The organism is Micromonospora sp. NPDC005254 (assembly GCF_042872525.1).
Taxonomy (GTDB): domain Bacteria; phylum Actinomycetota; class Actinomycetes; order Mycobacteriales; family Micromonosporaceae; genus Micromonospora.
In genome coordinates this window covers 625,719-644,157 of the sequence record NZ_JBIAKM010000002.1, presented here as the reverse complement: position 1 = coordinate 644,157, position 18,439 = coordinate 625,719, and the positions used below count along the sequence as shown (strand labels likewise).

Annotated in this window: 19 protein-coding genes and 1 tRNA gene; 10 read left to right on the top strand and 10 right to left on the bottom strand. The window is 71.8% G+C overall.

Translation table 11 applies throughout. The features are described 5' to 3' along the window. Positions 1-8 precede the first annotated feature (8 nt). From ACFYPR_RS08615 to ACFYPR_RS08605, 3 genes are all read right to left on the bottom strand, one after another. Entirely contained in the window at positions 9-986 is a 978-nt protein-coding gene (locus tag ACFYPR_RS08615) for a hypothetical protein (protein WP_387259159.1), read from the bottom strand. A 151-nt stretch (positions 987-1,137) separates the two neighbouring features. Then, positions 1,138-1,869 (bottom strand): YcnI family protein, encoded by a 732-nt coding sequence (locus ACFYPR_RS08610; protein WP_354855167.1) that lies wholly within the window; start codon positions 1,867-1,869, stop codon positions 1,138-1,140. Positions 1,870-1,886: 17 nt separating this feature from the next. Beyond that, positions 1,887-3,551, bottom strand: a complete 1,665-nt coding sequence (locus ACFYPR_RS08605) for a copper resistance protein CopC (protein ID WP_355066940.1) — start codon at positions 3,549-3,551, stop codon at positions 1,887-1,889. Between the two features lie 202 nt (positions 3,552-3,753). Here ACFYPR_RS08605 and ACFYPR_RS08600 point away from each other — a divergent pair, with 202 nt between their 5' ends. From ACFYPR_RS08600 to ACFYPR_RS08585, 4 genes are read left to right on the top strand one after another with little or no spacing between them, the layout of a single operon-like run. Further along, entirely contained in the window at positions 3,754-4,335 is a 582-nt protein-coding gene (locus ACFYPR_RS08600) for a sigma-70 family RNA polymerase sigma factor (RefSeq protein ID WP_355066939.1), read from the top strand. A 32-nt stretch (positions 4,336-4,367) separates the two neighbouring features. Continuing rightward, positions 4,368-4,892, top strand: a complete 525-nt coding sequence (locus tag ACFYPR_RS08595; protein WP_387259155.1) for a MauE/DoxX family redox-associated membrane protein — start codon at positions 4,368-4,370, stop codon at positions 4,890-4,892. Continuing rightward, positions 4,885-5,601: a DsbA family protein gene (locus ACFYPR_RS08590; RefSeq protein ID WP_387259154.1), complete on the top strand. Its 717-nt coding sequence runs from the start codon at positions 4,885-4,887 to the stop codon at positions 5,599-5,601. Before ACFYPR_RS08595 ends, ACFYPR_RS08590 begins: the two co-directional genes overlap by 8 nt. Further along, the gene (locus ACFYPR_RS08585; RefSeq protein WP_387259151.1) at positions 5,598-6,710 is read left to right on the top strand and encodes a hypothetical protein; all 1,113 of its coding nucleotides are present in this window, start codon (positions 5,598-5,600) and stop codon (positions 6,708-6,710) included. Before ACFYPR_RS08590 ends, ACFYPR_RS08585 begins: the two co-directional genes overlap by 4 nt. Here the strand turns inward: ACFYPR_RS08585 and ACFYPR_RS08580 are convergent. Genes ACFYPR_RS08580 through ACFYPR_RS08565 form a run of 4 tightly spaced genes read right to left on the bottom strand, consistent with a single transcriptional unit; the run spans position 6,694 to position 9,418 of the window. Further along, positions 6,694-7,452: an ABC transporter ATP-binding protein gene (locus ACFYPR_RS08580; protein WP_355066935.1), complete on the bottom strand. Its 759-nt coding sequence runs from the start codon at positions 7,450-7,452 to the stop codon at positions 6,694-6,696. The genes ACFYPR_RS08585 and ACFYPR_RS08580 overlap by 17 nt on opposite strands. Continuing rightward, positions 7,449-8,219: a cobalt ECF transporter T component CbiQ gene (gene cbiQ / locus ACFYPR_RS08575; protein WP_354855160.1), complete on the bottom strand. Its 771-nt coding sequence runs from the start codon at positions 8,217-8,219 to the stop codon at positions 7,449-7,451. The genes ACFYPR_RS08580 and cbiQ overlap by 4 nt, the downstream gene beginning before the upstream one ends. A gap of 15 nt (positions 8,220-8,234) precedes the next feature. Beyond that, on the bottom strand, positions 8,235-8,705 hold the full coding sequence (locus ACFYPR_RS08570; protein ID WP_355066934.1) for a PDGLE domain-containing protein: 471 nt from the start codon (positions 8,703-8,705) through the stop codon (positions 8,235-8,237). Further along, a complete protein-coding gene (locus tag ACFYPR_RS08565; protein WP_354855158.1) occupies positions 8,702-9,418 on the bottom strand; it encodes an energy-coupling factor ABC transporter permease in 717 nt (238 codons plus the stop codon). Before ACFYPR_RS08565 ends, ACFYPR_RS08570 begins: the two co-directional genes overlap by 4 nt. 434 nt (positions 9,419-9,852) lie before the next feature. Here ACFYPR_RS08565 and bcp point away from each other — a divergent pair, with 434 nt between their 5' ends. The 4 genes from bcp (at position 9,853) to ACFYPR_RS08545 (ending at position 11,657) form a co-directional block, all read left to right on the top strand. Then, on the top strand, positions 9,853-10,329 hold the full coding sequence (gene bcp, locus ACFYPR_RS08560; protein ID WP_354855157.1) for a thioredoxin-dependent thiol peroxidase: 477 nt from the start codon (positions 9,853-9,855) through the stop codon (positions 10,327-10,329). Between the two features lie 31 nt (positions 10,330-10,360). Next, positions 10,361-10,957 (top strand): HNH endonuclease, encoded by a 597-nt coding sequence (locus ACFYPR_RS08555; RefSeq protein WP_387259147.1) that lies wholly within the window; start codon positions 10,361-10,363, stop codon positions 10,955-10,957. Beyond that, positions 10,948-11,021 (top strand) — tRNA-Leu (locus tag ACFYPR_RS08550). Before ACFYPR_RS08555 ends, ACFYPR_RS08550 begins: the two co-directional genes overlap by 10 nt. Positions 11,022-11,129: 108 nt before the next feature. Continuing rightward, positions 11,130-11,657 (top strand): GNAT family N-acetyltransferase, encoded by a 528-nt coding sequence (locus ACFYPR_RS08545; protein ID WP_354855155.1) that lies wholly within the window; start codon positions 11,130-11,132, stop codon positions 11,655-11,657. Between the two features lie 182 nt (positions 11,658-11,839). Here the strand turns inward: ACFYPR_RS08545 and ACFYPR_RS08540 are convergent, their stop codons facing one another. Both ACFYPR_RS08540 and ACFYPR_RS08535 read right to left on the bottom strand, forming a co-directional pair. Next, complete coding sequence (locus ACFYPR_RS08540) at positions 11,840-12,889, bottom strand: expansin EXLX1 family cellulose-binding protein (RefSeq protein WP_354855154.1); 1,050 nt, start codon at positions 12,887-12,889, stop codon at positions 11,840-11,842. A gap of 97 nt (positions 12,890-12,986) precedes the next feature. Continuing rightward, entirely contained in the window at positions 12,987-13,805 is an 819-nt protein-coding gene (locus ACFYPR_RS08535) for an MOSC domain-containing protein (protein WP_355066931.1), read from the bottom strand. A 637-nt stretch (positions 13,806-14,442) separates the two neighbouring features. On the opposite strand from ACFYPR_RS08535, the gene ACFYPR_RS08530 reads away from it, so the two are divergent. Together ACFYPR_RS08530 and ACFYPR_RS08525 are read left to right on the top strand one after the other, a co-directional pair. Continuing rightward, a complete protein-coding gene (locus tag ACFYPR_RS08530) occupies positions 14,443-15,531 on the top strand; it encodes an LCP family protein (RefSeq protein ID WP_354855152.1) in 1,089 nt (362 codons plus the stop codon). A gap of 330 nt (positions 15,532-15,861) precedes the next feature. Further along, positions 15,862-17,166, top strand: coding sequence for a sugar transferase (locus ACFYPR_RS08525; protein WP_354855151.1), 1,305 nt, complete (start codon positions 15,862-15,864; stop codon positions 17,164-17,166). 9 nt (positions 17,167-17,175) lie between these two features. On the opposite strand, the gene ACFYPR_RS08520 is transcribed toward ACFYPR_RS08525, so the two are convergent. Beyond that, a complete protein-coding gene (locus ACFYPR_RS08520) occupies positions 17,176-18,432 on the bottom strand; it encodes a DUF1501 domain-containing protein (RefSeq protein ID WP_387259144.1) in 1,257 nt (418 codons plus the stop codon). Between the last annotated feature and the right edge of the window lie 7 nt (positions 18,433-18,439).

The window sequence follows — 18,439 nt, the reverse complement described above, 5'->3', positions numbered from 1 at the left end:
TCGCCGCTTCAGTCCGTCCGCACCGGCCGTGCCGTGGGCTCGGTGCCGATGGGCGGCCACGCCAGGCTCAACGCCACCTCCGGCGGCCGGGGCAGCCGCGCCGGAGCGTCCAGGTCGGCGAGGGTGACCGGCCGGATCGGTTCGACGCCGGACGCCGACCGCTGCCACTCGGCCGCGCCGGAGCCGACCGGGGCGAGCTGTCGCACCGCCGGCAGTGGCGGGGCCGCATCGGGATCCCGGGCGCTGAGGCCACTGAGCGACGTGACCCCGAGCCGGCCGGCGAGCACCGGCACCTGGTCCGGTTCGACCACGAAGACCACCTCGCGGGGACGCGGCGGGCGCAGCAGGAGCAGCACCGCGCACGCCACCAGCAGCACCCCCGCCGCCAGCAGGCCCCAGGTGACCGGGCCGACCCAACCCGCACGCAACTCGGCGCGCAGATCCAGGCTCAGGTCGGCGCGACCGTCCGGGCGCATCACCACCAGGCTCATCGACTCGCCGCTCAGCTCGTCGGCGCTCCACTCGAGGGTGCCGACACCCTCGCGTACCCAGAAGGGGCGACCGAGCGGGGTGGGGGCCGCACCGGCGGTCGGGGCCGCCGCCGGGACCGCCGGGTCCGTGCGAACCGGCAGCGGACCTCGGGCCAACGCCACCCGGCGGACCGAGGCGTACGGCACGGACTCCAGCCACCGGCGCACCTCGGCGGTGGGCGCCAGCCCCACGAAGGCCGGGCCGTCGGGCGTACGGGCGTCGAGCCGCAGGCGGGTCTGCGCGCCACGCGCGAAGGGCGCCTCCCGCCGCAGCAGCCGGTCGAGATCGGTGACCACTACCGCGTGGCCGGGTGTGCGGACCGTCTCGAACCGGGCGGCGAAGGTCCCACCGGGGTCGGCGTGCCGGGTGACGAGCCACAGCCCGCCGCCGGCGAACAGCGCCGGAATCCCGATGACCAACAGCAGCAATCCGGTGATCACCCGCACGAACCGCATTCGCAGCGTCCCCCTCCGTAGCCAGATACCCGGCCGACCTTACCGACGTACACCGGCTGATCAGGGGATATCCACGGCACGGCCGACTTCGGTCCCGGGAAGCACGCTGGCCCGCCGGATTGTCCGGCGGGCCAGCGGGTGAGCGACGGGGTCAGGGCTTGACGACCGGGCCCCGGCGGGTCCGGGCGAACGCGAGCCCGCCGAGCACCAGACCGGCCAGGCCGGCGACCAGGCCGGCGATGCCGAGGCCGATCGCGGTGCCCTCGCTCTCGTCGTCGTCATCGTCTGCCGCGGCGACGGCCGTAGCGGCCGGGGCGGCCGACGCCGACGGCCCCGCGGCGGTGAGGGTGAGCACCGGAGCGGGCTTCTCCGGCTCCTCGCCGCCCGGCTGCGGCTCGTCGATCCAGCGCACGATGTTGCCGTCCGAGTACGTCTGCAGGGTCTTGAAGACCATGGACTCGACCTTCGGCAGCGGGCCCATGGAGACGCCGAACTCCTGGAACTGGCCCGGCTTGACCGCCGCGTCACCGGTCGCCGTCCAGGTGATCTTGGAGACCGCCTCGGTGAGCTGGCTGCCGTGCACGTCGATCGGCGGGTCCACCTTGCGCTTCTCCGTCGCCACCGTCCAGCCGGGCACCGGGATGGTCGACACCGAGCCGATCGGCGCGTTCTCCGGCAGCACGACCTCCAGCTTGGTGGTCGACGCGGTGTCGCTCTCGTTGGGCACCCGGAACGCCACCCGGGCGTAGCCGCCCTGGGTCGCCTCCTTCGGGTTCACCGTCACGTGGGCGGACGCCGGCCCGGCGAAGCCGAGCACGGCGGTGGCGACGGCGGTGAACGCCAGGGCGGCAGCGGCGGTTGCGGTACGCCGGAAACGGGTCATGGGCTTGGGGAACCTCTCTAACGGATGGGCACGGTGGCGGTCACCGTGGCCTGGTCGATGTCGGACGTGCGAACGGTGATCTTCAACTGCCAGTCGCCGGCGGCCGGCAGGCTGATGTCGCCGTAGGAGTGGTTGTCGGTCAACGGCAGCAGCGGCAGCTCGATCGGCTCGATCCCGGCTGAGGGCAGCGCGGCGGTCGCCCGCCACTCCGCCACCGGCTGCGGCTGGTTGTCCTTGGTGTACGCGTACAGGTGCACCGAGTTGTTGCCCCGCTCGGCCGGGTCCAGCTCGACCTGGAGTGTGAACAGCGAGCTGGTCAGGGTGGTGGAGAAGAGCCCGGCCTGGGTGCCGGACGGCCCGGCCACGGCGGTGCGGGCGGGCGTGGTCTGCACAAGCGTCGCCGACAGCCCCAGCACCACCACTGTGACGGCCAACTCGACCAGGACCGCCCGGCGCACCGGCGCCGGTCGCTGGGCCGCCGTGCGTCGACGGACCAACTGCCGGGAGTACGCGGCCACGGCGATCACGATCGCGAACAGCCCGATCTTGGCGAGCAGCAGCCGCCCGTACGTGGTGTTGAACAGGGCGTCCGGGGTGGCCACCTCGATCAGCGCCTGGACGGTGCCGGCCAGCAGCAGGGCCGACACGGCGAGCGCCGCCCAGCGTGACCAGATCGGCAGGATCGCGCCCAACTCCCGCTCGTCGGCTTGGCGCAGCAGGAAGACGGCGAGCATCAGCAGGCCGCCCAGCCAGACCGCCATGCTGCCCAGGTGCACCGCGTCGACCACCACGGAGACCGCCGGCGCCGGGGAGGCCGCCGGGTGCCCGGCCAGCGGCCAGGTCAACAGGGCCGCCCCGCCGAGCACGGCCAGGATGATCGCGTCGGCCCGGCCGGCCGGGCGGGCCAGCAGCGGGCGCAGCAGGAACGCCGAGGCCGCCAACAGGCCGAGCCGGACCAGGTGGGCGGCACCGAAGGCACTGCCGAACACGCTGCCGAACCCCTCGCCGGTCACCTCGAAGAGGCCACCACCGGCGGTGTAGGGCACCTGCAACCACAGGTCGGCGAGGGTGGCCACGGCCACCAGAGAGAGACCCACCCAGGCCAGCCGGGTGGGACCCCGCCGGGAGAGCCGGCGCGGCCACAGCGCGGCGAGCACCAGCGCCGGCCCGACCAGCAGCACCAGGCCGGCGTAGCCGAGGAAACGGGCCACCTTCACGGCGTTCTCCACCACCGGGTCGGCGCGGCTGTCGTTGCCGGAATCGACCGGCGGCGCCGACGGCGCGCCCACCGAGTAGGTGAACGCGCCGGAGACCGGGTGGCTGTCGGCGGAGATCACCCGGAAGGTCACCAGGTAGGTGCCGCGCTGACCGGCCGGGTCGACCGGAATGGTGACCACGGCGCCCTCGAAGGACGGCTCGCCCCGGTCGGCCCGGGCGCCGTCCGGCGCGATGACCCGGATCTTGTCGGGGACCTTGCGGACCGACTCGCTGAAGGTGAGCACCACCTCGGCCGGCCCGCTCGGCACCACCGACGAGGCGGCCGGGCTGCTGCTCGACAGCACCGCGTGGGCGCTGGCCGGGGTGGCTGGCGCGATCAACAGGGCGACGACGGTGACCAGGAGGCCGGCGGCGGCGGCCAGCCGGGCGATCCAGCGGCGGGGTGCGACAGTCATGCCGGCCATGGTCGCCGACGGACCTGGATGTCGGCGACCCGAGGCGGAGGATCGGCTCACCTGCGGCCAGCCGCCAGCGCCGCGCAGGAGAGGTCGCGTGTCATGAGCAGGTAGTCGGCCGGCGGCGGGGAAAAGTTCCCGACGTGGCGCAGACCATCCAAGGGCCGAAGGACCCTGACGTCACACCCGGCGGCGCGTAGCCTGGTGTGTCGTGATCCCCGTCCCGCGTGACTCCGGTGCCGCCGGTGCGACAGGTGACGTCGCCCGGGACCCGGCGACCGAGTCGGCCCTGAGCGCGCGCGCCGGTGACGCCGCAGCCCAGGCCGTGTTCGTCCGGCTGACCCAGGCCGAGGTGTGGCGCTTCGCGGCCGCCCTGGTGGGCCCGGACAGCGCCGACGACCTCACCCAGGAGACGTACCTGCGGGCGTTTCGGGCCCTGCCGGCGTTCGAGGGCCGGTCCAGTGTCCGCACCTGGTTGCTCGGCATCGCCCGGCGGGCCTGCGCCGACCACCTGCGGACGGTGATCCGGCGTCGCCGTCTCGACGAGCGGCTGGCCGCGAACGCGTACACCGACCGTCCGCATCCCGACCCGGCCGGGCAGCTCGGCGCCGCCGACCTCGTGCGCCGGCTGAGCCCCGAGCGACGGGCGGCGTTCGTGCTCACCCAACTGCTCGGCCTGTCGTACGCCGAGGCCGCCGACGTCGAGGGGGTGCCGGTAGGCACCATCCGCTCCCGCGTCGCCCGGGCCCGCGACGAGCTGGTCGAGGCCGTCGGCGACGCCCTCACCGGTTGAGCCCGGAACTTCCGGAGCAGACGGGACGACAAATGACCGTGACCGCACCCCCCATCCGGGCCGGCCGTTGGGCGGCCGTGCGCCCCTGGCTCAGCACGGCGGCCCGCCTCGGCCTCGCCGCCGTCTGGTTGGTCGCCGGGGCGTCGAAGGTCGGTGACCTGGCCGCCTCCGGCCGGGCCGTGAACGCCTACCAGGTGCTGCCGTACGACGTGGCGACAGTGATCGGCGCCGCGCTGCCGTTCGTCGAGCTGGCCCTGGGCGTGCTGCTGCTGCTCGGTCTGGCCACCCGGCTCAGCGCGGCCATCTCCGTCGCGCTGCTGCTGGTCTTCATCGCGGGGATCTCCTCGGCCTGGGCGCGTGGCCTGGCCATCGACTGCGGCTGCTTCGGCAGCGGCGGGCAGCTCGCCGAGGGACAGGCCCCGAGTTACCTCCCGGAGATCCTGCGGGACCTGGGATTCTTGGTGCTGGCCGGATTTCTGGTGATCTGGCCGCGTACGCCCCTCTCGGTGGACGGGTGGCTGTCCGCCGAACCGGCCGTGGAGGACGAGGATGAGTAGTCGCAAGGGGCAGCGGGACGCGGCCCGGGTGGTCCGCGAGCAACTGGCCCGCGAACGACGCCGCCGCCGTACGCTCTGGGTCTCCGCCGCCGCCGTCGCCGTGCTGGTCATCGCCGGCCTGATCGGCTGGAGCGTCTGGTCCAGCCAGCGTTCGGACACCTTCACCACCCCGCCCGGCACCAACGAGGCCGGCACCGGCATCGTCACCGGCGGCGGGCCGGTCACCGTCGACGTCTACGAGGACTTCCTCTGCCCGGTCTGCAAACAGTTCGAACAGAGCAGCGGCGCGACGCTGGAGCAGCTGGTGTCCGAGAACAAGGCGAAGGTGGTCTACCACCCGGTCGCGTACCTCAACCGCTTCTCCACGACCGAGTACTCCACGCGCTCGTCGGCCGCCTCCGGCTGCGCAGCGGCCGGCGGCAGGTTCCGCGAGTACGCCAAGGCGCTCTTCGCCAAGCAGCCACCCGAGGGCAGCGCCGGGCTCAGCGACGACGAGCTGATCGACACCGGTGTCGGCGTGGGGCTGGACCGGGGCTCCTTCGGGGGCTGCGTCTCCGATGGCACGTACAAGACGTGGACCGAGCACGTCACCGAGGAGGCCAGCCGCAGCGACGTCACCGGCACGCCCACCGTCCTGGTCAACGGCCAGCCACTCGCCGACCGCAGCCCGCAGGGCCTCACCGCAGCCGTGGCGGCGGCCGGCAGGTGATCCGTACCCTGCTGGCGCGCGCCACAGTGATCGCCGCCACCGCCTGCGCGGCGACAGTGCTCACCGCGGCGCCCGCCGCCGCGCACGGCGCGGACGCACCGGACGGCTCCGACTACCGCACCCGCGTCACCGGCGTCACGCCGGCCCGGCCCGGCCTGACGGTACGGGTGATCGAGGCGGGCGCCCGACTGGAGCTGACCAACCGCACCGGCCGGGCGATCGAGGTGATCGGCTACTCCGGCGAGCCGTACCTGCGGATCGGTCCGGACGGCGTGTACGAGAACAGCAGGTCCCCCGCCACGTACCTCAACCGCACCCTCGCCGGGGACACCGCGCTGCCGGCCGACGCGGACCCGGCCGCCCCGCCGTCCTGGCGGCGCGTCGACGACGGGGCCACCGTGCGCTGGCACGACCAGCGGGCCCTGTGGCAGGAGTCGGCACCACCCGACGCGGCACGCGTCGCGCCGGAGCGTGAGCACCGGGTCCGGGACTGGACGATCCCGCTGCGCGACGGCGCCGACCCCGCACAGATAGCCGGCACGCTGGACTGGGTGCCACCGCCGGACGCGTACACCTGGTGGGCGGTGACCATCGTCGGCCTGCTCGCGGTGGGCGCGCTCGGCCTGCTCGCCGCCGCCTACACGGCCGGCGCCCGGGCGCTGTCCGCGGTGGGCGTGCTGCTGGTCGTCGGCGGCGCGGTCGCCGTGCTCTACCCGGTGGGGCGAGAGCTGGACGCTGGCGCCCAGGGCGTCGGCGGGGTGCTCGCCGGGCTCCTGGGCGGTCAGGTCTGGGCACTGCTCACCGGCCTGGGCGCGCTCGCCGCCGGTGGTTACGCGCTGGCCCGCCGCCCGGCGGCCGACTTCGCGGTGGCGCTGGCCGGCGCCTGCCTGGCCCTCTTCGCGGGCGTGGCGAACGCCGCGGTGTTCAGCCGGTCGGTCGCCCCGGTGCCGTGGTCACCCGAGGTCGCCCGCGTCATGGTGGCCGCAGTCCTGATCACCGGCGTCGGCGCGACAGCAGCCGGAGTCCTCCGCCTGCACGCCGCCTCCCGCGCCGCGACACGATCAGCCGAGGCGGCGGACGCCCAGCGCGGGGCTACGCCCGCGGGGTGAAGCCGTAGGGGAGTTCCAGGCGGTGGCGGGCCAGCAGGGGCTCGTTGCTCAGCAGGTCGACGGTGGGGGCGTCCGCGACGATCCGGCCGCCGTCCAGGATCACCGAGCGTTCACACAGCTCCGCCGCGTACGGCAGGTCGTGCGTGACCATCAGCAGGGTCACCGGCAGGCCGCGCAGGATCTCGGCCAGCTCGCGCCGGGCCGCCGGGTCCAGGTTCGACGAAGGCTCATCCAGCACCAGGATCTCCGGGTGCATGGCCAGCACGGTCGCCACCGCCACCCGTCGGCGCTGCCCGAACGAGAGGTGCTGCGGCGCCCGGGCCCGATGCTCGCTCATCCCGACGGCGGCCAGCGCCTCGTCCACCCGGGCGGCCAGCTCCGCGCCGCGCAGGCCCAGGTTGGCCGGCCCGAACGCCACGTCCTCCGCCACCGTGGGCAGGAAGAGCTGGTCGTCCGGGTCCTGGAAGACGATGCCCACCCGGCGTCGCACCTCGGCCAGGGTCGCCCGATCCGGCGTGACCGTCAGCCCGCCGACACTCACGCTGCCCTCGGTCGGGGTGAGGATGCCGTTGAGGTGCAGCACCAGCGTCGTCTTACCGGCGCCGTTGGGCCCGAGCAGCGCCACCCGGTCGCCGCGCGGCACCGTCAGGTCCACCCCGTGCAGGGCCACGTGCCCGTCCGGGTACGCGTACCGGACGCCACGAACGTCCAGCGAGAGGGCGGTCTGCACGACACCGATCATGTCAGCACGACGGCGGTCGCGGCGATGGAGGCCGCCACCACCGGCACGGTCGCCGCGACCAGCCACTGCCCGGCGGTCGCCGCGCCGTCGCCCTGCCACACCGCGGGCATCCGCCCCGTGTAGCCCCGCGACAGCATCGCCAGGTAGACCCGCTCACCGCGCTCGAAGGCACGCAGGAACAGCGCTCCGATGCCGGCGGCGAAGCCGCGCAGCTGCCACAGGAAGCGCGGGTCGTCACCCCGCGAGATCCGCGCCACCCGCATCCGTCGCGCCTCCCCGACCAGCACGTCGAGGTAGCGCAGCATGAACGTGGCGATCTGGGTGAGCACCTGCGGGCAGCGCAGCCGGTCCAACCCGACGATCAGGTCCCGGGTGGTGGTGGTCGCCGCGAGCAGCAGCGAGGCGAGGACACCGAGGGTCCCCTTGGCCAGGATGTTCCACGCCCCGTGCAGGCCGTCCTCGGACAGCCGCAGCCCCAGCACCTCGACCCGCTCGCCGGTGCCCAGAAACGGCAGCGCCACCGCGAACAGCACGAACGGCAGCTCGATCAGCGCGCGACTGAGCAGCCAGCGCGGCCCCACCCGGGCCAGCGCCGCCACCGCGGCCACCAGCAGGGCGTACGCGCCGAAAGCCCAGAACGCCTCGCGCGGGGTGGCCACCACGGCGATCGTGAAGACCACCATCGCGACGATCTTGACCTCGGGCGGGAGCCGGTGCACCGGCGAGGTCGACTCGCGGTACAGCACGTGCCCGTGACCGGCACCCATCCGCGTACCTCCTGCTCAGCCGGCCGCGCCGGCGCGGCGCGCGGCGGTGACCGCGTCCCCCGTCGCGTCGTCGTCGCCGGCGGTCGACGCGGTGGACGTGTCGTCGCCGGCGGTCGACGCGGTGGACGTGTCGTCGCCCCTGGTCGACACGCCGCCCCGGCGGCGCAGCAGCCAGAAGCCACCGCCGCCGATCGCGAAGGTCACCAGCACCCCGAGCACCCCGGAGAGGCCGGTCGAGACGAAGCTGTTCCGGATGCCCCGCACGCCGTAGTCGGCGAGCGGACTGTCTCCCAGCTCGTGCTCACGGGCCTGTTGCGCCGGGCAACTGCCACCGACGATGTTGTCGTCGGCGTCGACGGTGCAGCCCTTGAGCAGGGAGGAGTCCAGGCCGTCCGGGTGCGACGAGGCGTAGTTGCTCACGACACCGGCGAGCAGCAGGGCGACCAGCAGACCGCCGGCCAGGAACGCCCAGGAACGGTTCTTCATCGGACACCTCCGGAGACCGGGACGGCGGGGGTGGCGGGAGTGGGCAGCGCGCGCAGCGCGTACACCAGGTCGGGGCGCACCTTCGCGACGGTGAGCACGGTGGTCGCGGTGATCAGGCCCTCGCCGATGCCGATCAGCAGGTGCACGCCGGCCATCGTGCCGGCCAGGCCGGCGAGGTTGCCGCCCAGGTCGGTGGTGCCGCCCAGCCAGTACTCGACGACGAAGCCCTGGGACGCGACCACCACGCTGAGAAGCGCCGCGACGAACGCGGTGACGGCCAGGCCGGCCCGCGTGCGGGGCAGCACCCGCAACAGCACCGCGATCAGCAGGTACGCCGCGGCGGTGCCGAGCAGCGCCATGTTGGTGATGTTCAGGCCGAGCATCGCCACACCGCCGTCGCCGAAGATCAGCGCCTGCACGACGAGCACCACGGCCACGCAGAGCGCGCCGACCCACGGCCCGACCAGCATCGCGGCGAGCGCGCCACCGAGCAGGTGACCGCTCACCCCGGCCGTGAAGATCGGAAAGTTGAGCATCTGGACGGCGAAGATGAACGCCGCGACCAGGCCGGCCATCGGGGCGAGCCGATCGTCCAGGTCCCGCCGGCCGCGTAGGACGCAACCGGTGAGCGCGGCGAGCGCCAGGGCCGCGAACACCGCCGCGACGGGACCGTCGATGATCCCGTTCGAGATGTGCATCGCCAGTGTTTCCACGCGACCTCCCACGCGTCAGCGGACCCGTTCGGGACCGGCGGGGTCAGCCTATTTCCTAGGAGTTGTTGTTGCCAGACTCTGGCAACAACGCATGGTCTTGATCACCTTTGGCAGGCCCGACGTCGCGGGCCGACCCGTTGATCGACTCGCCGTGCTTGATGTCGGGGGTCCACGTGACCGCATCGGCGCTGCACGCCCAACCGGCCGTCCGCTCCGAGATCTTGGACAGTTTCCGTCAGCGGCTGACGGAAACTGTCCAAGATCTGCTCATGCCGCTGCCACAGGATGGCGCGGATCCGACAAATCGTCCTGCCGGTGCCGGCGAGTGGCGTGCCACGGCTCGGGACCGCCGGCTCACCGGACGGCGAGTCGATCAACGGGCCGGCGCGCGCCGCCGACGCCGACACCGGCATGCCCGGCGGTAGGGTCGGGTCATGACCGCGCCCGACCGCCTCTCCCCCGGTGACCCCGCGCCCGAGTTCACCCTCCCCACCGATACCGGCGACCAGCTCTCCCTGGCCGACCTGCGAGGCCGCAAGGTCGTCCTGTACGCCTACCCGGCGGCGATGACCCCTGGCTGCACCAAGCAGGCGTGCGACTTCCGCGACTCGCTCGCCTCGCTCCAGGCGGCCGGCTACGAGGTGGTTGGCATCTCCCCGGACAAGCCGGAGAAGCTGGCGAAGTTCCGCGACCGCGACGCCATCACCTTCGGACTGGTGTCGGACGTGGACAGGTCGGTGCTCACCGCCTACGGCGCGTACGGCGAGAAGCAGCTGTACGGCAAGACCGTCACCGGCGTGATCCGCTCGACCTTCGTCATCGACGCCGACGGCAAGATCGAACGGGCGCTCTACAACGTCAAGGCCACCGGGCACGTCGCCAAGCTCCGCCGAGACCTCGGCCTGGACTGAACCTGTCGTACGGTCCCGTTACCGTGCGTCAATGGTTCGGTACAAGTACACGCCGGAGGCGCTCGCTCAGGCAGCAGCCGCAGCGCGCAACATCACCGAGGTGATGCGACTGCTCGGCGTTCGGGTCAGCGGTGGCTCGCACGCGCACATCAGCCGCCAGCTCAAGAGATTCGGCATCGACACCTCGCACTTCACCGGCCAGGCACACAACCGAGGCGTACGTTGGCGCCGGCGGTCTCCCGAAGATCTGCTCGTGGTGCTGCCCGCGGGCTCCCGTCGGATCCCAGGCATTCGACTCAAACGCGCCCTGGCAACAATCGGCCTTCCGGAAAGCTGCGAGGTGTGCGGCACCGGGTCGACGTGGCAAGGCGCCAAGCTGACACTGCACGTTGACCACATCAACGGCGACTTTCTCGACAACCGGCCGCGCAATCTCCGGCTGCTGTGCCCCAACTGCCACAGCCAGACCTCCACGTATGCCGGACAGCGACGGCCTGCCCTCGTCGATGACGAGGTGGTCTACGATCCTGAGGCGGTTACTCCCACGGGCTTCCGGATAGGCAGGCGGCTGCCTCATCGGCCAGAATGGCCCTGGACGCTGGTGGAGTACAGCTTCAAGGGGCCGTAGCCCAACGGCAGGAGGCATGCGGTTTAGGTCCGTACCAGTGCGGGTTCGAATCCCGCCGGCCCCACAAAACAACATCGTCGGTGGACGAATTAGCGCCGCTCGATCAGGGCTGGCTGTCGAACGCGTCACGATCATGGGCCGGGAGACTGGCCGCCGGGTCAGGATGGGCGCCGTGAGTCTGCGCTTCGTCCTTGATCCCGAACTGACCCCACGGCTGCGCGCCGACATCGTCGCCCTCTGGGTGGACGTCAGCAACGCCGGTGGCGCGGTGGGTTTCGTACCGCCGGTCACCGCCACCGATGTCCGTACGATCGCCGACCCGACGTTCGCGGGCATCGCGGAAGGGCCGGACCGGCTGCTGGTCGGCTACGACGGCGACCGGCTTGTTGCGGTACTGGTCTTCAGCGACAACCGGTTCGGCCTCAAGGCGCACTGGTGTGTGCTGAAGCGGGTGATGATCCACCCGGACACCCAGGGTGCGGGCCACGGGTCGGCGCTGATGCGCGAGGCCGCCCGGCTGGGTCGGGAGTTGGGCCACGAGGCGCTGCACGTGACGGTGCGCGACGGGTTGGGGCTGGACAATTTCTACCGTCGTCTCGGGTATCGGGAGATTGGTCGGCTGCCGGGCGCGCTGCGGGTGGCGCCGGGCGACGACCGCGACGAGATCCTCATGTGGCTCGACCTGACACCAACCGGCTGAGCGGCCAGCCGCTCCAGGCCGCCAGCGCACCAGGCCGGACAGCCACACCAAGCCGTCCGGCCGCACCACGCCAGTCCGCACCAAGAAGGCACCACACCGGCCAGCCGCACCACGCCAACCGGCACCAAGAAGGCCGGCAACAAGAAGACCGGCAACAAGAAGACCGGCAACAAGAAGGCCGGTCAGCCGCACCAGCGGGCGGTTGCCCCGGCCGGTCGGGTGGAGGGTCGGTCGGCGACCGGGGTGGCCGGGGCGCTCGCCTTCGCCACCTCGGCCGGCCGGCGTGCCGATGTCGGCGTACCGCTGGGTCGGGCCGCCGGCGGGCGGGCCGTCGCGGGCGGGCGCGACGTCCTGGCCACGACGCCACGCTCGTACATCCGCACCACACTGGACTGCACCTGACCGGGTGCCATCCGGATGCCTGACACGGTGACACGGTGTCCGTACACGTCGCTGACCCGCACGCTGTACGGGCCGGGGCCCGCGCCGGAGGCCAGCAGCCAGTAGTTGTAGTCCTGCCGGGCGGTTGCGCGCCACGGGCCGTCGTCGCCCTGGCGCACCTCGACGGCGCGCAGCGGATTGCCGTGGTTGCCGATCCGGACGGCGAACCAGAACTGCGACGCGCCCTCCTTGATCCGGAAGCTCAGCGGGCCGGGCAGGGGCGGGTTGACCACAGCGCGGTAGGTGACCTGGACGAGGCCCTGCACCGGGTCGGCGATGCGGGCGAACGCTTCCCGGGACAGGTCGAGGTGTCCCGGCTCGCACTCCGGGCACTGGTCCATGATCAGGACACGGACGGTGCCCTTCGGGCCGGTGACGTCGAGGAAACCGCCGCAGGCGGCGCCGGCGGCGTACTCGGTGGGGCCGAGCGCGACGTAGAGCCGGTTGGCTGGGGCCGCCGGGTTCGAGCAGTTGCCGCCGGCGCCCTTCGAGTCGTAGAAGGTCGCCTTGCCGCTGTGGGTGGCGGTGCCGGTGGGTGGCGCGGCGGCGAGCGTCCGGCCGGCGGCGCAGGCCGGGGCGGAGCCGGATCGCAGGGCCAGGGTGAGCCCGAGCACCGCCGCGAGCACTGTGACCCCGGCTGCGACCAGCCAGGGCACCGGGCCGGACGGGGACGCGGGCCGCTCGTCCGGAGCACGGTCCAGGTCGAGTTCGATGTCGACGTCCTTGACGCCGATGGCGGAACCGTCGATGCCCCTGCTGTCGACGCCGCCGGGAGCGCTTCCGTCGGTCACGTCGGCGATGCTGCCGGACCCAGGTGCGGCCGGACAAGCCGGCTAAGCCAAAGCTAAGACAGCATCGACGGACGGTGACGGCCGGGACGCTGGCCGGTCAGGGTTCGATGACGACCGGGTCGCCGATCCGCATCGGGCCACTGTCGACGGGCACCAGGTTCAGTCCGAAGAGGAGCTTCTGGCGGACGTTTCGGTAGCGGCCGAGTGTGCGCAGCGGTTCCTTCGCGCGTACCCCGGTCTCCTGGTCGGTCGTGGTGACCACGCAGCGATCGCACGGCCCGGCGGCGCGCAGCCGCAGGTCGCCGACGCGCAGCGACCGGCCGGCCCAGCCGTCCTCGGCCCAGGCCGGCGCACCGTCGACGACCAGGTTGGGGCGGAACCGGGTCATCGGCACCGGCTCCTCCCCCGCGTCGGCGAGCCAGCCGTTGAGGGCGTCGAGGGAGGCGGCGTTCGTCAGCAGCAGCGGGTAGGTGTCGGCGAAACTCACCTGGTCGCCGGTGTCGTGCTCACGCGCGTCGGTAGCCAAGTGCCGAGCCGGGTTGGCCAGCCAGACGAGCCGGACGGGCCGGTCGAGCAGCGCGCCGAGCCAGGCGTCGGCCGCCGCGCCGGCGGGCAGCGCCCGGACCCGGATCGTCCGGCTGCGGAAGGTCCGTACCGCCACCGGGTCGCCGCCGGCCGGCTCCGGCACGTCGAGGTCGGGCTGCCCGTCCGCGCGCAGCACCAGGCCGCCCGGTCGCACGACGGCGCGCAGGTTGACAAGCCGCGTGGTCTCCCGCTGGGTGACGCCTACGCCGTCGGCGTCCACCACCATCCAGCGTCGGTCGCCGGCCAGGCCCCACGGCTGCACCAACGCTCCGTCGTGGTCGAGGCGGTGACAACCCTTGACGGGGTACGTGTGAATCGAGGTCAGCCGCACCCGGCCACCATGCCATGCCGATGCCGTCGCCGGGGCACCGGTGGCTGGCGTTGCACTGCCGGCGGGCGGCCAGGACGCAGGTGCCCAGTGCCTTGTCGACACCCGTCTCGACCACGTGCGAGGGGCGGGTGGCGCGGACGATCGCGTATCCCGATGCGGCGGGCATAGTGGACCCGCTTGTCGGCCAGTTCGCGCCGGGTGGCCCCCGCGGCGGCCCGCTCGATTGCTGGCGCAGCTCATGGTCGGACTCGATCTTGTCGAGCCACCCGCGGACCGCCTTGACCGGCCGGTCACAGACCATGCTGACGAACCAGACCAGGTGGTTGCGGCTGAATATGGTCAGCTCGTACGTGTAGTTGTGATGCTCACGGGAGGTGGCCAGCCACCGGGCGGAGATGCGCAGCACCTTGGCGTCGTGGCGGGCGACCCGGGCGAACGGCGGCGACCGGCGCGAGATGTGTGCGGGCGATGGCCCGTCGGAGCTTCGTCGCGTCTACGGGTGGGTTCTTACCAGTTCCAACCGGACGATGGCTGGGAATGTCACCGATCGCCGGTCGACGGTCCTCCCACCATCGGCGGGCGTTCCTGGCCGGACGAGGGTACGCGGGCCGGAACGTGAATCAGTAGCATCGCCCCTATGGCGCGTGCAGACCAGACCGCAGAACTCAACCTCCCGACGAACTCGGGGCCGGTCGACCCTGGGCAGCCAGATGGTGGCGAGCAGATCGTTGCCCCGTCGCCGCGGCCCCGGCGGCGGTGGAAACGGATCGTCCTGATCACCCTCGTGGTCGTGGCGTTGCTCGCTGGCGGTGGCGTGGTTGCGAGCGGGCTCTACTTCCGATCCATCAACTCCGACATCGAGCGAGTGGACGCATTCGGCGACGTTCCCGAGGAGTCACGTCCCCAGCCCGTGGCGACCGGCGCCATGAACATCATGATTCTCGGCAGCGACTCCCGCGACACGGAGAACAGCTCGGGCTCCCGATCGGACACGATCATCCTGGCTCATCTCCCCAAGGACCGGTCCAGCGCTCAGCTGATCTCCATTCCCCGCGACACCTGGGTGCACGTGCCCAAGTCGAAGGAGGGGCGCGGCGGCACCGACGCCAAAATCAACGCGGCGTACGCGTGGGGTGGTGTCCCGCTGATGGTCCAGACGGTGGAGGAGTTCACAAACGTCCGCATCGACCACGTGGCGATGGTCGACTTCTCCGGCTTCAAGGAGATCGTCGACGCGCTGGGCGGCGTCGAAATCGACGTGGAGCAGAGCTTCACCTCGACCCACTCGCTCAATCCCGATGGTCGGCGCGAGTTCACCAAGGGCCGGCAGACGATGGACGGGGCCGCGGCCCTGGACTACGCCCGCGAGCGTTACGCCTTCGCCAACGGCGACTTCACCCGGATCAAGCATCAGCAGCAGGTCATCAAGGCCATTCTGGACAAGGCAGCCTCCGGCGGTGTGCTCGCCAATCCCGCCAAGCTGAACTCTTTCGTGAAGGCCACGGCCAACTCGGTGGCCGTCGACCGTTCCCTGTCCCTGGTCGACCTGTCGATGGAGCTTCGTCATCTCCGGGGCGGCAACCTCGCGTTCTTCACCTGCCCCACCAAGGGGACGGGCCAAATCGGCAGTGAAAGCGTCGTGATCGCCGACAAGGGCAAGGCGCAACGTGTCTTCGACGCGGTTCGCCGCGATTCGGTGGCCGACATCGCGTCCGCCGCAAAGTAGGAGACAGGATTGCCGTGCCGGCTCTGGTGGTGCAACTGACGCGGTCGTAACCTGCGATCGCCCCCTGGCTATGAATTTGCGCCGGAGGGCTCACGGGGGAGGATCACCATGTCGAGCCAACCGGTCATGAGTTATCCGGGTGCGAGACGGACGGAGTTCGGCGACGCGCCGCCGCAGGCGGAGGCGCACCACGATGCGGACAGCAGCTCTGTCGCCGACCCGCCGAGGGTGTCGGCGAGAGCGTCCGTCCGCTCCGGTATGGACACGACAGCGGTTCTGCCGTACGCGGGATCCCGCGCATCGAAGAGGACGCGCTGGCTGCGGGCGTGGATGTTGACGGCACCCATCGACGTCGCCGCGCTGCTGGTCCCCTTGCTGCTGAGCCAGAACTACTGGCGGGGGACGCTGGCCAACGCGGCGCTCGCCGTGGCCATCTTCGCGTCCGGCGGGCTCTACCGGGCCCGGCGGCACGTCGGCATTCTGGACGAACTGCCGAGCATCTGCGGACGGTTGCTGGCCTCCGCCGCCGTGGTCGCCATCATCGCGGCCGAGCGTCACGACTCGGTGCACTACGTGGGCGGGTTCATGCGCGGCGTCGCGCTCTCCGCCAGCCTGGTGATCGTCGGCCGGGCCTTCAGCAGGGCGTTCACCATCGTCGCCCGCAAGCGCCGGTGGGTGGAGCACAACACCATCATCATCGGTAGCGGCCCGGTCGGTCTGGAGCTCGCCCGGCTGCTGCGTCGCTACCCGCAGTACGGCCTGCGGTTCGTCGGTTGCGTCGACGTCGCACTCGGCGAGGGCGTCGGGTCGGTTCCGTTGATCGGCACCCTGGACGATCTCGAAAAGCTCACCGACATGCTCGAATGCGATGTCCTGATCATCGCCGATCCGGATTGTTCCGAGTCGGCGTTGATGGACATCCTGCTGCGGGCGGTCAATTCGCGCTCCGACCTCTGGGCGGTGCCGCGTCTCTGGGGATCCCGGTCCCTGGGCGGATATCCCGACCACATTGGCGCGATACCGATCGTCAAGATCGGTGATACCAAGCTCTCCGGCCCGCGATGGGCTGTCAAACGGGCGTCCGATGTGGTCTTCGCCGCGGTGGCGTTGCTCGTCCTCAGCCCGGTGCTGCTGCTCTGCGCGATTGCGACGTTCCTCGACGGTGGGCGGGGCATTTTCTTCTACCAGGAACGGATCGGCCGATACGGCAGGCCATTCAAGGTCATCAAGTTCCGTTCGATGCAGCCCACCGACGAGAGCGAGTCGCAGACGAACTGGTCCATCGCGCACGACCAGCGGGTGGGATTGGTCGGCCGGTTCATGCGCCGGACGTCGCTCGACGAGCTGCCCCAGCTCTGGAACATCCTGCGCGGCGAGATGAGCGTGGTCGGCCCCCGGCCGGAACGGCCGCACTTCGTGGAGAAGTTCTCGGTCGAGTACCCCACCTACGCGATGCGCCACCGGGTGCCCGTCGGGCTCACCGGGCTCGCCCAGGTCAGTGGCCTGCGCGGCGACACCCCGATCTCGGACCGGGCGAGGTTCGACAATTACTACATCGAGAATTGGTCGCTGTGGCTGGACTTCAAGGTCGTGCTCCGCACCGTTGCCGAGGTGTTCCGCGGTGGTGGCCGCTGACGGCCGGCATCAGCGCACGAGCAGCGGCAGCAACTGGGCCCGGTAGCCACCGAGGTAACGGTCCGGGTCGCCGGCCAACACGCTGGCGAGCACGGTGCCGAAGACGTCCCTGAAGTCCGTCGTCGCCTTAAGATCGCCGTCATCCAGGTCGGTCAGGCTCGGTTGCTCACCATAGAGCCCGCCGGCCACGTCATGTCCGAGGACGAACATCGGCCCGGCCGTGCCGTGGTCGGTTCCGTCGGAGGCGTTCGCCCGGACCCGCCGGCCGAACTCGCTGTAGACCACGACGGTGACCCGTCGGCCGGCCTCGGTGCGGCCCATCCGGTCCACGAAGCCGCTCAACGCCTCGTCGAGGTTCTTGAGCAGCGTCTCCTGCCACACGCGCTCGCCCGCGTGCGTGTCGAACCCGCCAAGACTCACCGAGTAGACCCGGGTGGGCACCTGGAATTCCACGCACCGGGCAACGAGCGCCAACTGGGCGACGAGTGCGTTGTCGCCGCCCGTGCCGGTCGCCTGGACGGCACTCCCACCGGTATGGCCATGCTCGTCGGTTCCGGACGCGGCTTCCTGCACCACACGGTTCATCGTGATGAGGTCCGCGTAGCTGGCCGCTGCCCGCGCCTGCATCTCCGACTCGCAGGGCTCAGCCCGGCCGAGTGCCGAGACGACGGCGGGCGGGACGCCCGGCGGCAGGGTGAGCCCTCGGTAGCTCACGCAGGCGCCGACGCGGGACTTACCCACCAGCATTGGCGGTAGGGCCGGTTCGAAGCTGACGGCCGTCTCGGTGGCGGCGTTCGTCGCGTCGAGCCAGCGCCCCACCCAGCCGGTTGGAGCGGGAGTGCCGGGCGACGCGGTCTGCCAGATGTCCATCGACTTGAAGTGGCTCCGGTCCGGCTTCGGGTAGCCGACGCCACGCACGATTGCCATCTTCCGGTCGTCCCAGAGCCGTCTCATTCCGCGCAGCACCGGGTTGAGGCCCAACGCGTCGTCGAGGTGCAGCACCTGCCCAGGCGCGTACGCCAACTCCGGCCGGGCGCTGTGGTAGGCCGGGTCCGCGTACGGGATGACCGTGTTGAGACCGTCGTTGCCGCCGTAAAGGGTGACCAGAACGAGCGTGGGCAGGCCCTCCTGGGCATCACCGGCCCTGGTCTTCTCACCGCTCTTGAGCAGTTCGTGAAAGCCCAGCACTCCCGCGCCGGCCGCCAGCGCGCCACCGCCGACAACCCCGGACGAGATGAGGAACCGCCGTCGGGTCAACGCATCCATGTCCACA

Coding starts and splice junctions, on each gene's coding strand:
- ACFYPR_RS08615 (WP_387259159.1), bottom strand. CDS start 986: ATGCGGTTCGTGCGGGTGATCACCGGATTGCTGCTGTTGGTCATCGGG.
- ACFYPR_RS08610 (WP_354855167.1), bottom strand. CDS start 1,869: ATGACCCGTTTCCGGCGTACCGCAACCGCCGCTGCCGCCCTGGCGTTC.
- ACFYPR_RS08605 (WP_355066940.1), bottom strand. CDS start 3,551: ATGGCCGGCATGACTGTCGCACCCCGCCGCTGGATCGCCCGGCTGGCC.
- ACFYPR_RS08595 (WP_387259155.1), top strand. CDS start 4,368: ATGACCGTGACCGCACCCCCCATCCGGGCCGGCCGTTGGGCGGCCGTG.
- ACFYPR_RS08590 (WP_387259154.1), top strand. CDS start 4,885: ATGAGTAGTCGCAAGGGGCAGCGGGACGCGGCCCGGGTGGTCCGCGAG.
- ACFYPR_RS08580 (WP_355066935.1), bottom strand. CDS start 7,452: ATGATCGGTGTCGTGCAGACCGCCCTCTCGCTGGACGTTCGTGGCGTC.
- cbiQ (WP_354855160.1), bottom strand. CDS start 8,219: ATGGGTGCCGGTCACGGGCACGTGCTGTACCGCGAGTCGACCTCGCCG.
- ACFYPR_RS08570 (WP_355066934.1), bottom strand. CDS start 8,705: ATGAAGAACCGTTCCTGGGCGTTCCTGGCCGGCGGTCTGCTGGTCGCC.
- bcp (WP_354855157.1), top strand. CDS start 9,853: ATGACCGCGCCCGACCGCCTCTCCCCCGGTGACCCCGCGCCCGAGTTC.
- ACFYPR_RS08555 (WP_387259147.1), top strand. CDS start 10,361: ATGGTTCGGTACAAGTACACGCCGGAGGCGCTCGCTCAGGCAGCAGCC.
- ACFYPR_RS08530 (WP_354855152.1), top strand. CDS start 14,443: ATGGCGCGTGCAGACCAGACCGCAGAACTCAACCTCCCGACGAACTCG.
- ACFYPR_RS08525 (WP_354855151.1), top strand. CDS start 15,862: ATGTTGACGGCACCCATCGACGTCGCCGCGCTGCTGGTCCCCTTGCTG.
- ACFYPR_RS08520 (WP_387259144.1), bottom strand. CDS start 18,432: ATGGATGCGTTGACCCGACGGCGGTTCCTCATCTCGTCCGGGGTTGTC.